Below are 13,539 nucleotides of genomic sequence, written 5' to 3' on the forward strand. Positions count from 1 at the left end.
AGAAGACGCACTGGCGTCCATGGCGGACGAACCTGCGTTAGATGAATCAGAGTCTATCGAGCCTGAGCGCTCTGAAGCTGATTCGGCCACTGAAGCAGAAGATGAATTCAATTTTGATGAACTCGATCTACCAGAGTTCAGCGAAGAAGACGCACTGGCGTCCATGGCGGACGAACCTGCGTTAGATGAATCAGAGTCTATCGAGCCTGAGCGCTCTGAAGTTGAGTCGGCGACTGAAGCAGAAGAAGAACTCAATTTTGATGAACTCGATCTACCAGAGTTCAGCGAAGAGGACGCATTGGCGTCTATGGCGGGCGAACCTGAGTTTGATGACCCAGAGTCTATCGAGCCTGAGCGCTCTGAAGCTGATTCGGCCACTGAAGCAGAAGAAGAGTTCGATTTCGATGAACTCGAACTGCCAGAGTTTAGTGAAGAGGATGCATTGGCGTCCATGGCAGGCGAACCTGAGTTTGATGAACCAGAATCTATCGAGCCTGAGCGCTCTGTAGCTGAGTCGGCGACTGAAGCAGAAGAAGAGTTCGATTTTGATGAACTCGATCTACCAGAGTTCAGTGAAGAAGACGCCTTGGCATCTATGGAAGAAGAGCCAGAATTACCGAGCTCTGAGACTGTAGATATAAAACCAATCTCCGGTGAGGATGAAGAGCTAAGTTTTGACGACCAAGATCTTCCTGAGTTCAATGAGGAAGATGTTCTCGCATCAATGAATGAGAGTGCGCCAGAGACTCCTAATGTTGAAACTGAGACATCGAGACCAACTCTTCAAGCCGATAACGATCATGATGCTTTGTTTGAAGTCTTTGCGCAGCAAAACGGTTTTGATACTGAACCAGAAGTGCAGCCAACGGCGACAGTGGGTGAGCCGCTAAGTGACTTAGATGATGAATCTTCAATGGCTAACCTTCTTGCTGAAGACGCAAGTTCAGAGGTGTTTGAAGGTCAGTTAGACAGTGATACCATCGCAAGCGCAGGTATGGATTTTGAAACCATGCTTGATGTTGGAGATGATTGGGATGGCTTTAAACCAGCTGCCGATAGCGTAAGTTCTACGGAAGATGTGCCTGAGGACCAGCGTGATGTTTGGAATTCGAGTGACGCACTAAGTCAGCCAGAGATCGCGCAAGAAAACTGGGCAGAGCAAAGCGACTTGGATGACTTCGACCCGAAGAAAAATCAATTTATGACGATTGATGAATTGATGGCTCAGGTCGATAAAGAAGGTGGTGAGTTCGAAGAGGAAGATCTGAAGCTTGATGTCGGATTGAACGAGTTTCCAGATGTTATCGGTGAGATCGGCGATGTTGACGTAGATAGCAACGCTGAAGCTGCTGGAAAACTGGACCTTGCTAAAATCTATCTCGAGATGAACGATTCTCAAGGGGCGATAAAATTACTAGAAGAGGCGATTGTTTACGGTGAAGATGATATTCGCCGCGAAGCAAAGAGTCTGATTGATGCCATTAATGGCCGATAAATCAAAAAGGGTAGCGTTAGCTACCCTTTTTGTGTCTCGCTAGTATGATGCTACCTCTACGTCATCCTTGTTGAAACTGGCAACTTGAGGTGACTTGAGTATATACTTCCCGCCCCATTTTAGAGTTCGAAGGTTAAGATGAGAATCGCATTAGGTATCGAGTACAACGGTACAAACTACTTTGGTTGGCAGCGCCAAAGAGAAGTGAAAAGTGTCCAAGAAGAGCTAGAAAAAGCATTGTCCGTCGTCGCTAATCACCCAGTTGAAGTTCAGTGTGCTGGTCGGACAGACGCAGGCGTGCATGGCACGGGACAAGTTGTGCACTTTGATACCAACGTTACTCGAAAAATGGTAGCTTGGACCATGGGCGCAAACGCGAACATGCCGAGCGATATAGCGGTTCGTTGGGCTAAGGAAGTCCCAGATGATTTCCATGCACGATTCTCAGCGACAGCGCGCCGTTATCGTTACATTATTTTCAATCATGCTTTACGACCTGGCATCTTAAACTCTGGTGTGAGCCACTATCATGGTGAGCTCGACGAGAAAAAAATGCATGAGGCAGGGCAGTATCTGCTTGGTGAAAATGATTTTACGTCGTTTCGTGCGGCGCATTGTCAGTCTCGTAGCCCATTTCGAAACTTGATGCATCTGAACGTTACGCGCCATGGGAACTATGTGGTTATTGATATTAAAGCCAATGCGTTCGTGCATCATATGGTTCGTAACATCACGGGTAGCTTGATAAAGGTTGGACGTGGTGAAGAGAGTCCTGAATGGATCAAATGGTTGCTAGAGGCTAAAGATCGCAAACTAGCGGGTGCGACAGCGAAAGCGGAAGGTCTGTACCTGGTAGATGTAGACTATCCAGAAGAATTTGGGTTACCTGAAGTGCCGATCGGTCCACTGTTTTTGCCAGATAATTTGAACTAATTTTACAAACTTATTTCAAAATATCGGTAGTGTTTACATTGAATGTGAGCGGAAAACATACGCTATTTATGATATCAAAAATAGGTACAACCAGTTTTTTATCTACAGTAGCTGCAAGATATGGTTTAATCCGTCGGTATTATGTCGAATTTATATCTTTCGCAATGAAGCGGAAGAGTTGAGAGAAAAGGTCTTCCATGAGTTGGCTTGAAAAGATTTTAGAGAAAAGCAACCTAGTAAGTTCACGCAAAGCTTCTATCCCAGAAGGTGTGTGGACTAAATGTACCTCTTGTGAACAGGTTTTATACCATGCTGAACTAGAGCGTAACCTAGAAGTTTGTCCAAAGTGTAACCATCACATGCGCATGAAAGCGCGTCGTCGTTTGGAAACGTTTTTAGATGAAGGCAATCGAGTTGAATTAGGTACCGAACTTGAGCCACAGGATAAACTGAAATTTAAAGATTCTAAGCGATACAAAGAGCGTATCTCTGCAGCACAAAAAAACAGCGGAGAGAAAGATGCGCTAGTTGTGATGCAAGGTGAACTGCTTGGTCTACCGCTTGTGGCGTGTGCGTTTGAATTCTCCTTTATGGGCGGTTCAATGGGGTCAGTTGTTGGTGCTCGCTTTGTAAAAGCGGTGGATGCAGCAATTGAAAACAATTGTGCACTTGTTTGTTTCTCAGCAAGTGGTGGCGCTCGTATGCAAGAGGCATTGATGTCTCTTATGCAAATGGCAAAAACCAGTGCTGCGCTTGAGCGTCTATCAGAAAAAGGTCTGCCGTTTATTTCGGTTCTAACTGACCCTACAATGGGTGGTGTATCAGCAAGTTTGGCTATGTTGGGTGATATCAACATCGGTGAACCTAAGGCGCTGATTGGCTTTGCTGGTCGTCGTGTTATCGAGCAAACTGTACGTGAAGATCTTCCTGAAGGTTTCCAGCGTAGTGAGTTCCTGCTTGATCACGGTGCGATTGATATGATCGTTGACCGTCGTGAAATGCGTCAGCGTGTGGGTGGTCTAATCGCTAAGATGACTAACCACAAGTCTCCTTTGGTGGTTTCGGTTAACGAATCTCCAAATGAAGAGCCATATTCTGTACCAGAAGCGGACGAAAAAGGGTAAAGTATCAACTAACATAAAAACCAAAGAATTTAATGGTTAAAGTTAGATGACCCAAAACCCAATTCCTCAAGCCACATCTTCATTAGAGATGTGGCTTGATTATTTAGCAAATATTCATTCCTCAGCAATTGATCTAGGCTTAGACCGTGTCCAAGCGGTAGCAAACAAAGCCAATCTTACCAAACCAGCTCCAACCGTAATCACTGTTGCCGGCACCAATGGCAAAGGCTCAACGTGTGCGTTAATGGAAGCCATTTTACTCGATGCTGGCTATTCAGTCGGTGTTTACAGCTCTCCGCACCTGATTCGTTACAACGAGCGTGTACGCATTAATGGCGTCGACGTTGTAGATGCAAAGCACTGTGAAGCATTCGACTATGTAGAAAAGCAGCGTGGTGATATCAGCCTTAGCCTCTTTGAATTCGGTACGCTTGCTGCGCTACGTATTTTCCAAGCAGAGAAAGTCGACGTTGTGTTGCTTGAAGTAGGACTTGGCGGCCGTCTAGACGCCACCAACGTTGTTGACCATGATGTTTCTGTTATTACGAGCTTAGCGATCGATCATGTGGATTGGCTTGGTGATGACATCAATGTCATTGGTTTTGAAAAGGCAGGCATTTACCGTCCAGGGAAGCCAGCAATTTGTGGTCAACCAACGCCACCGGCGACCGTGGCAGCTCATGCTGACGATATTGGCTCTGAGTTCTTCCAAGTTGGTATTCAGTATGATTACCAACTAACTAATAATGGTTGGAAGTGGAGCAGTGGCGCATTTGCGTTAGAGGATTTACCTGTCCCATCGTTACCGCTACAAAACGCGGCAACAGCATTGATGGCGTTGGGAGCATCGGAATTGCAAATCACTGACATAAACATTGTCAATGGCTTGAATAATGCTCGCCTGGCAGGGCGTATGCAGATATTGCATCATGAGCCGGAGATAATCCTTGATGTCGCGCACAACCCGCACTCTGCTGAGTATTTGGTAGAGAAAGTGAAGCACCAATATTTGGGTAAGAATATCCATATTGTAGTCGCGATGCTGCATGACAAAGACATTAAAGCAACCATTGAAGCGCTAACTCCAATTGCAACACAATGGTATCCAGCGTCGCTAACCGGACCGAGAGCGGCGACTGCTGGAGAGTTGTGCCAATACTTACCCGATGGGCAAGTTCATTTTGAAAACCCTGTTGACGCCTTTGAGAATGCAAGAAGCCACGCAAAGCAAGAAGACGTCATTCTGGTGGTTGGTTCATTCCATACTGTCGGAGAGGTATTGGAACATTGGCAATCAAAGAATAAATAAGCAAAGGTATTTTGATGGCAAGTAAATTCCAAAGTCGTTTAGTCGGCACCATCATTCTAGTCGCAGTCGGAGTGATTGTTCTTCCCGATGTGCTAGATGGTAAGAAACTGCACTACAAAGAAGAATTTGCCAGTATTCCTATCAAACCTGAACTTGATAGTGATGTGGAAAACTTCGAAATATTAGAGCCAGTGGAAGACGACATAGCGTTACCGGACTCTCCAGTTGAAGCGGTGGTGCAGGAGCAAGAGGGCGCCCAAGTGGCTGCTTCTGAGCCTGACCCAACGCCGACGCCTAAACCAGAGGTCATCAAACAGCCAGAGCAAGTTGAGGTGGCCACTCGTCCTGTGCAAGAAAAAAATCAATATGAAGATTCTGCTTGGATCATTCAGTTGATGGCGCTTAAGAATCACGAAAATGCGGTCGCGCTTGTCGCTGATTTGCAAAAGCGTGGCTATCAAGCTCATACAAAGAAAGAAAACGAGTTTACGAGAGTGATTGTTGGTCCTGATGTGTCAAAAAGTAAACTTGAACGACAAGTCAAGGAATTACAAAAAATTACAGGCTCGAAAGGTCAATTGCTTAAATTTAAGCCATTAAATCCATAAGAAAACGTTTGCGTCAGCATTTTTTCTGTTAAAATGCGCGCCAACTTAAGATGAAGAAAACATGAATTGGATAGATTTTATCATTTTAGGTGTGATCGGATTTTCAGCTCTGATCAGTTTAGTTCGCGGTTTTGCTAAAGAAGCTTTGTCTTTGGTGATTTGGTTTGGAGCGTTTTTTATCTCCAGCAACTACTACGCCAAATTGGCGGTGTACTTCACCAACATCGAAGATGACATGTTTCGTAACGGAGCGGCGATTGCGGCTTTATTTGTCGCGACCTTGGTAGTTGGTGCAGTGGTGAATTACGTCATTGGTCAACTGGTACAAAAAACAGGGCTATCAGGTACGGATCGAATTCTTGGGATTGTATTTGGTGGTCTACGCGGAGTCTTAATTGTTTCTGCGGTGCTGTTTTTTATGGATGCGTTTACTGCATTCCCAAGCTCGGATTGGTGGAAAGATTCACAGTTGATCCCTGAGTTCAGCCGTATCATCGCCCCATTCTTCGAGCATTTACAAGCAACATCAAGTTTTCTGTCTGGCACTATCTAGTAGTGCCAGCTACTGTCGCAAATCGAGGATTAGGACATGTGTGGTATTGTTGGAATCGTGGGCACAACGCCTGTAAACCAGTCTATTTATGACGCGTTAACGGTGTTACAGCATCGTGGCCAAGATGCCGCTGGTATTTGTACCATAGAAAGCAATCGTTTTCGTCTGCGCAAGGCGAACGGTTTAGTCAAGGATGTATTTGAAGCAAGACATATGCAGCGCCTGCAAGGCGAGGTCGGAATTGGTCATGTTCGTTATCCAACAGCAGGCAGTTCAAGCGCTTCAGAAGCTCAACCTTTCTACGTAAACTCTCCTTTCGGTATTACACTTGCCCACAATGGCAACTTGACCAACGCTAACGAAGTTCGTCAAAAGCTGTTTGAAAAAGATCGCCGTCATATCAATACCACTTCAGACTCCGAAGTATTACTAAATGTACTGGCGCACGAAATTGACTCAGTAAAAGGAAATGTCACGACAGAAGACGTATTCCGTGCAGTCACCAATGTGCATCGCACAATTCGTGGTGCTTACGCTGTGACTGCCATGATTATCGGTCATGGTATGATTGCCTTTCGTGACCCACACGGTATTCGCCCTCTATGTTTAGGTAAGCGTGAAGTTAATGGCAGAGCGGAGTACATGGTTGCGTCTGAATCGGTAGCATTGGATGCCGTCGGTTTTGATTTTGTCCGTGATGTTGCACCTGGTGAGGCAATCTACGCAACGTTTGACGGTGAACTGTACACGAAGCAGTGTGCAGACAATCCTAAGCTGAACCCTTGTATTTTCGAGTTCGTGTACTTTGCTCGTCCAGACTCGTTCATCGATAAAATTTCGGTATACAGCGCTCGCGTTGAAATGGGTAAAAAGTTAGGCGAACGTATTCGTGAAGACTACGCAAATCTTGATATTGATGTCGTTATTCCTATCCCTGAAACGTCGTGCGACATCGCACTTCAAATCGCTCAAGCGATCGATATCCCTTACCGCCAAGGCTTCGTGAAAAACCGTTACGTGGGGCGTACGTTTATCATGCCTGGTCAGCAACAACGTAAGAAATCTGTACGTCGCAAGTTGAATGCAATTCGTTCGGAGTTCAAAGATAAGAATGTGTTGCTGGTGGATGACTCTATCGTTCGTGGTACTACGTCAGAACAAATCATCGAAATGGCACGTGATTCTGGTGCGAAGAAAGTGTACATGGTATCAGCAGCACCAGAAGTTCGATTCCCGAACGTGTACGGCATTGATATGCCAAGTGCTACCGAGCTTATTGCTCATGGCCGTGACAACGATACAATTTGTAAGCAGATTGGTGCTGATGCATTGATTTATCAACGTCTAGAAGATTTGGTTGAGGCAGTCGGTCTTGGAAACCAAGATATTACTCAGTTCGATACATCCGTGTTTAACGGCGAATACGTAACGGGTGATATCGACCAACAATACTTAGACTTCTTAGATGGTCTTCGTAACGATGATGCGAAAACACAACTTGAAATCCAACAAGATTTAGCAAACCTAGAGCTGCATAACGAAGGCGCATAATAGGCGTTTTCTTGAGGCGTAAAAAAAACCAGAGCTCCGGCTCTGGTTTTTTGTATTCGCTATCGAATTAGTGAATGTTGTAAGCGATCACAAAGTCGATAAAGAGACGAACTTTCTCTGGCAGGTGATCTTTGTGGTTGTAAAGCATATAAATGTCGCGCGGGTTTGCACTCCAATCTGGCAGTATGCGTACCAAATCGCCGCTTTCGATGTATTCTTTGATCATGACATCTGGCATTAGCGTGATGCCTAAACCTTCGGAACAAGCACTGCGTACTACATTTAGTGCATTCGCCTGAAAGCGACCACGATCAACGTTTACGACAGACTCGCCTTTGCTATTAATTAAGGTCCACTTGATAAGAGGGTAGCCTTTTAGCAATGAATGGTTAGAGAGCTCTTCTGCGTGGTTTGGTGCTGGATTCGAGGCAAGGTAGTCAGGACTTGCGACAAGAATATCCTTCACTTCGCCAATCTTACGTGCGATCAGGCTAGAATCACGTTGGGGCCCCACTCGAAAAATGACATCCCATTCAGTAGGGTCAAGCTTGTCTGCATTATTTTCTGTCGTTAGTTCGATATTGATGTCCGGATACTGCTTCATAAAGCTGTTGAACATCGGCATCATCATGCGCTTAGTTAAGTTATAAGGCGCCGATATCTTAATCTTGCCTGATGCTCCTCGGCAGTCGTCAGTGATTTCCTCTGCTGCCGTGGTTAGCCTTTGTAGCAAAGGGGAGCACTCATGGTAAAAACGTTCCCCGGCTTCTGTAAGCGAGAGTTTGCGAGCGTGACGGTTCAATAGTCGAAGATTGACAGAGTCTTCTAGCGCTTGAATGCGTCGGGTGATGGTCGCAACCGGGATCATGGTTTTTCGCGAAGTTGCGGTGTAGCTCCCATTTTCGACAACCAGTCGAAACAGGTTTAAGTCATCTAATTTCATATTTCCAGACACATTAAATTACCGATTACGGCTAATTTATAATTAACTTTGTGATCAAAGCTTGCTTTAAGTCAACATGTTGCATCATTTGAACACAGCAACCCTGTTTGAGTAAATACTGTTATACCCCGTAATATTTGTATAAACGCCGTTTTCAAGCTACGTTTTATAACAAGGCGGAACGGCCTCAAGTCTTGCTGCGCAACGTTTCGCCGGATGTAAACACAACAAAAATAATGACTTAATAATAAATCTGTTTTTTGACTTAGCTTTGTGAGGTGTAAAGGTATGTTTAAGACTCACAGTCAAACGGCAATGGTCTCGGCACAGGAAGTGGTTAATCAAAAACTAATTATGTTGGTGGATGATGATCCAATATTTCGTAAAGTAACCAATGCTTATTTAGAAAGTCAGGGTTTTAAAGTAGTAGAAGCTGAAAACGGCCTAGAGGCGCTTCAACAACTCAGGGAATGCCAACCCGATCTTATCTTGTGTGATTTATCGATGCCGGTATTAGATGGCATTGAATTCGTCGAAGAAGTCAGTCTTGAATATCCATACTTGCCGCTTATCGTGGTATCCGGCACGGATGAAATGTCCGATGTCGCGAAAGCGTTGCGATTTGGTATTAAAGATTTTCTTCCTAAACCGATAGGTAATTATGAGCACCTATCTCAGGCGATAGACAATACGCTCGAAGATACCGATAGCCATTTCTCAGAACAGCGAGACTTTTCAAGTCAGTGGTTCCGAGTCGATGACGGTGGCGAAATCCCAGATGAGCAAGAGCTTCACTGGCATCTAGAGTATTTGCAGCAGAACCCGAGTGCTGCAAGAGATTTACTGCATGCTCTATTGCCAGAGAAAGATGCTTCTCAAGGTGATTGGCGCTGCTCATACCGTTTATTGCAATCGACGGACGTTATGCCACTGGTGTTTGATTATCGTTGGTTAATGAACGGGCAATTTGCGTTCTATCTCGTTGACTCTGCTTCCCAGAGTAATGATGGTGTCGCGACGACATTGCTTGTTAGGGCTTTGTTTGACGATTACCTGCGTAATTTGAAGAGTTTCAGTGCTGATCTGAAGGATATGGTAGGGATCATTGAAAAAGGAATCGAGTGTTCAGAGTGCGCTGGTGCGGTTAATGCTGTATTTGGTGTCGCCGATCTGGCTTCGTCCTCCGTTTCTATCCTGCCTGCGGGTTTAGATAGCCATTGGTCTGACGGAAATACTAATCAACATATCGCGGCAGGTAACTGTTTAGGGGCAGGAAGTATGAAAAACTTCATAACCCGAGATTTACCGCTAGGTGTTGCTGGTCAGTTATCCATCGGTTGTTTAGGCTCTTCAAGTTTTAGCTTAAATATTGCCCGGAAATCACGACTGGTATAATTCTGACTTCATAACACAATAAGCAGCGTCTTGGCGCTGCTTATTGTCTTTTTAGAACCACAAAAAACAACAAATGCTCGAACAATAACCTTACTTTTTGCTGGTGTTTAGATTTGGCTGTTTAAGGTATAGTCAACGCCTAAAACAATAATGACCCATTTGTGCAACGATAATTTAACGCTGTGCCTTGGGAGAAGCAAAGTCAACTAGTGAGAAGATACATCATGGCAGACAAAGATTTTAAAGAGCCTTATAATATTTTTTACTTTTTAGGTTTCATTGCAGTACTTTTAATTCCAACACTACCTGCAACGCTAACCTGGCTTCGTGTAATGAATGGTTACGCAGGCTTTTAATCTAGCTATTTTGTACCGGAGTTCACCATTCGTATTAAGCGTTACTTTTTCAATACCGTTGGTGGACTCTGTATTGTGCTCGGCATTGCCGGCATAGCCCTTCCGCTTTTACCCACCACTCCTTTCATTCTACTTGCTAGTGCATGTTTTATGCGTGGTAGCCCCGCATTTCATCATTGGCTACACAACCACAAAACGTTTGGACCGATTCTCGATAATTGGCATAAGCACCGGGCTGTTACTTCAAAAGTAAAACAGCGTGGCGCCATTTTTATTGCACTTAGTTTCATGGTTTCAATCGTTGTTGTTCCCCTTGTTTGGGTGAAAATTGGTCTTTTAGTGATGCTAATCGTTTTACTCGGCTGGTTTATGCGTCTGCCTGTGATTGAGTTGGTTGCTGACAGAGAAGAAAATCACTAAGATTGTAGAGAATAGTGTGCCCGCTCTTCGAGTGGGCGTTTGTATTTTCAGCGCCTGTGACTGTTACGAAAATAAGCACATAGTGGTGAAAACCTATTGTTCGTTGCCCTCGTGATACTGCGATTAGAGAGGGCGATGAGCCAATCTAAGTAAATCGGTATTATGACTACAGAAACAATTTCACTGATCAAATCTAGCATCAAAAGCATCCAAGACTACCCAAAGCCAGGCATTCTATTTCGTGATGTGACGAGCCTTCTTGAAGACGCAAAAGCATACCAAGCGACGATCAACCTTCTTGTTGAACGTTACAAAGATATGGGCTTTACCAAGGTTGTGGGTACGGAAGCTCGTGGCTTTTTATTTGGTGCGCCTTTAGCGCTTGAGCTAGGTGTTGGTTTTGTACCAGTGCGTAAACCAGGCAAGCTACCACGTCCTACTGTTGCTCAATCTTATGAGCTTGAATACGGCGTTGATACACTGGAAATCCATACAGATGCCATCGTTGAAGGCGACAAAGTACTGGTTGTCGACGATTTATTGGCAACGGGCGGCACTATTGAAGCGACGACTAAGCTGATTCGCCAACTGGGCGGTGAAGTTGAGCACGCTGCGTTCGTTATCAACCTACCAGAAATCGGTGGTGATAAACGTTTAGAAGCACTAGGTCTAAACGTATACAGCATTTGCGATTTTGAAGGACATTAATACATTCAATGAGTTATTTAGCTTTAGCGCGAAAATGGCGTCCTAATCAGTTTGACCAAGTTGTCGGACAAAAACATGTCCTGACGGCGTTGGAAAACGCACTGGCGCAAAACCGTTTACACCATGCTTATCTGTTCAGCGGGACTCGTGGTGTGGGTAAAACGAGTATCGGTAGGTTGTTTGCCAAAGGCTTGAACTGCGAAACCGGTATTACCGCGACACCTTGTGGTAAGTGCGATACTTGTCGTGAAATTGATGAAGGTCGCTTTGTCGATCTTCTTGAAATCGATGCGGCATCACGTACTAAAGTTGAAGACACTCGCGAACTGTTAGACAACGTTCAATACAAACCTGCTCTTGGACGTTTTAAAGTGTACCTCATCGATGAGGTACACATGCTATCGCGTCACTCTTTCAATGCGTTGTTGAAAACCCTGGAAGAGCCGCCAGAGTATGTGAAGTTCTTACTCGCGACAACCGATCCACAAAAGCTGCCAGTTACTATATTGTCGCGTTGTCTACAGTTCCATCTCAAACCGATCAGCGTTGATGATATTCATCAGCAACTTGACTACATTTTGGGTCAAGAGCAAGTATCGGCAGAACCAAAAGCACTAGGTATGATTTCACATGCTGCAGATGGCAGTATGCGTGATGCTCTCAGCTTGACCGATCAAGCAATTGCTTTAGGTAACGGTGCGGTGCAAACTGATATTGTCAGCCACATGTTGGGGACGATTGATACCGACCAAGCGATTCACTTACTAGAGTCAATCAGCAGCAAGCAACCTCAACAAGCCATAGATAAAATCCAGCAATTAGCGGCAAATGGTGTTGAGTGGGATGGCTTGTTGCAGCAAGTCGCAACACAGCTTCATCGAATTGCGATGTATCAAGCGTTGCCAGCGTCGCTAGACCGAGCGCAGCCAGATGCAGAAAAGATCGAATTATTGAGTAAAGCACTAAGCCCGCAAGATGTGCAGCTTTACTATCAAATTGCATTGAAAGGTCGTGAAGATCTGACCCTCTCTCCAAATGGGCGAGTCGGTCTGGAAATGATTGTGCTGCGTATGATGGCGTTCCGCCCATCAAGTAACAGTGGGGCAAGTGTTGTTTCCAGTAACTGCGAACCAGCTTCAGCCCCAGTTCAAAGTGTCAGTCAATCAAAGACTGCACCAGCTCAGACAGTAGCTGCTCCTCGAACTCAGCAGCCGAGTCCAGCGCAAAGCTCACCACAAGTTGCTCCTCAACCTTCATCCAATTCACAACCTGAGTATCACGCGAGTGGATATGAGGCGGTTCCGCCACAGTATGATATGGCGCCGCCGATGAGCGAAAACCCTGCACCGCAGCATGAAACGCCACCTCAACAAGTGCAAGAGAGCGTTTCAACACCGGCGCGCGGCGGTCTATGCGGTTTACGTCACCAATTACGTTCTCAGCGTCAAGGCCTACAACAGAACACTCCTCAAAATGGTGGCTCAAAAAAGCCTAAAGCGGCATCTGCACAACCAGAATCGGTTATCGACCGAGTAGCGCAATTGCATGGCAATTCCGCGCAGGTGTCGCCAAACTCAGCTCCGAAGTCGACGGAGCCACAAGTTGAGGAAGCGTATCGCTGGCGTCCAAGCAAGCCTGTTGAGACAAAAGTGAATACAAAACTGACACCTACGCAGCTCAAGCAGGCACTTGAGCATGAGAAAACGCCTGAAATGGCACAAAAGCTCATCGATGAATCGTTAGAACATAATGAATGGGCGAAGCTAATCAGCTTAATGGAGATCCCTAAGCTGGTAGAGCAACTTGCGCTAAACTCTCATTATAGTAAGGAAGGAACAACCGTTTCGTTACTATTGAGAAGCAGCCAAGCTCATTTGAATACTGATAGAGCTCAAGCCGAATTGCTTAAAGCACTTAATACCGTGTTAGGTGAAGAGTGCCACATGAGCATCGAAATAGGGGAGAGTGGAGAAACACCACTTGAACTTAGAGATAGGCTCTATCAAGAGAAATTACAGCAAGCGCTGAATAGTTTAGAAAACGATCCAAATGTTCAATTTATTGAACGTCGTTTTGCTGCAGAGCTTGATAAAGATAGTGTGCGCCCTATCTAATAATCGAATGGAATGGGGTTGAAAACCCAA

General features: G+C 45.2%; 13 protein-coding genes. 12 read left to right on the forward strand and 1 reads right to left on the reverse strand.

All coding sequences use genetic code 11. The features are described from left to right. The 7 genes from MSG33_RS14310 to purF form a co-directional block, all read left to right on the forward strand. Positions 1 to 1,495 (forward strand): FimV/HubP family polar landmark protein (locus MSG33_RS14310; protein ID WP_282451097.1); only part of this gene is annotated, 1,495 nt, incomplete at its 5' end. 138 nt (positions 1,496 to 1,633) lie between these two features. Then, complete coding sequence (gene truA, locus MSG33_RS14315; protein WP_047010110.1) at positions 1,634 to 2,428, forward strand: tRNA pseudouridine(38-40) synthase TruA; 795 nt, start codon at positions 1,634 to 1,636, stop codon at positions 2,426 to 2,428. A 197-nt stretch (positions 2,429 to 2,625) separates the two neighbouring features. Next, positions 2,626 to 3,552 (forward strand): acetyl-CoA carboxylase, carboxyltransferase subunit beta, encoded by a 927-nt coding sequence (accD, locus tag MSG33_RS14320; RefSeq protein ID WP_005397203.1) that lies wholly within the window; start codon positions 2,626 to 2,628, stop codon positions 3,550 to 3,552. A 46-nt stretch (positions 3,553 to 3,598) separates the two neighbouring features. Further along, complete coding sequence (gene folC / locus MSG33_RS14325; RefSeq protein WP_170891146.1) at positions 3,599 to 4,861, forward strand: bifunctional tetrahydrofolate synthase/dihydrofolate synthase; 1,263 nt, start codon at positions 3,599 to 3,601, stop codon at positions 4,859 to 4,861. A gap of 14 nt (positions 4,862 to 4,875) precedes the next feature. Then, positions 4,876 to 5,469: an SPOR domain-containing protein gene (locus MSG33_RS14330; protein ID WP_005397207.1), complete on the forward strand. Its 594-nt coding sequence runs from the start codon at positions 4,876 to 4,878 to the stop codon at positions 5,467 to 5,469. Between the two features lie 61 nt (positions 5,470 to 5,530). Then, positions 5,531 to 6,022, forward strand: coding sequence for a CvpA family protein (locus MSG33_RS14335; protein WP_005380590.1), 492 nt, complete (start codon positions 5,531 to 5,533; stop codon positions 6,020 to 6,022). 36 nt (positions 6,023 to 6,058) lie between these two features. Beyond that, entirely contained in the window at positions 6,059 to 7,573 is a 1,515-nt protein-coding gene (gene purF, locus MSG33_RS14340; protein ID WP_005397209.1) for an amidophosphoribosyltransferase, read from the forward strand. 67 nt (positions 7,574 to 7,640) lie between these two features. On the opposite strand, the gene MSG33_RS14345 is transcribed toward purF, so the two are convergent. Then, the gene (locus MSG33_RS14345) at positions 7,641 to 8,516 is read right to left on the reverse strand and encodes a LysR family transcriptional regulator (protein ID WP_005397211.1); all 876 of its coding nucleotides are present in this window, start codon (positions 8,514 to 8,516) and stop codon (positions 7,641 to 7,643) included. A gap of 288 nt (positions 8,517 to 8,804) precedes the next feature. Between MSG33_RS14345 and MSG33_RS14350 the strand changes: the two genes are divergently transcribed. The 5 genes from MSG33_RS14350 to dnaX all read left to right on the forward strand — a co-directional run bounded on the left by MSG33_RS14350 (position 8,805) and on the right by dnaX (position 13,509). After that, complete coding sequence (locus MSG33_RS14350; protein WP_005397213.1) at positions 8,805 to 9,911, forward strand: response regulator; 1,107 nt, start codon at positions 8,805 to 8,807, stop codon at positions 9,909 to 9,911. Between the two features lie 224 nt (positions 9,912 to 10,135). Next, entirely contained in the window at positions 10,136 to 10,267 is a 132-nt protein-coding gene (locus MSG33_RS23540; protein WP_005380608.1) for a hypothetical protein, read from the forward strand. 27 nt (positions 10,268 to 10,294) lie between these two features. Then, on the forward strand, positions 10,295 to 10,687 hold the full coding sequence (locus tag MSG33_RS14355; RefSeq protein WP_041852909.1) for a YbaN family protein: 393 nt from the start codon (positions 10,295 to 10,297) through the stop codon (positions 10,685 to 10,687). 162 nt (positions 10,688 to 10,849) lie between these two features. After that, on the forward strand, positions 10,850 to 11,395 hold the full coding sequence (gene apt, locus MSG33_RS14360; protein ID WP_005380615.1) for an adenine phosphoribosyltransferase: 546 nt from the start codon (positions 10,850 to 10,852) through the stop codon (positions 11,393 to 11,395). Between the two features lie 8 nt (positions 11,396 to 11,403). Then, a complete protein-coding gene (dnaX, locus tag MSG33_RS14365) occupies positions 11,404 to 13,509 on the forward strand; it encodes a DNA polymerase III subunit gamma/tau (protein ID WP_248381317.1) in 2,106 nt (701 codons plus the stop codon). Positions 13,510 to 13,539: the final 30 nt, after the last annotated feature.

Source organism: Vibrio sp. 1CM7H, assembly GCF_023161645.1.
Lineage (GTDB): Bacteria > Pseudomonadota > Gammaproteobacteria > Enterobacterales > Vibrionaceae > Vibrio > Vibrio diabolicus.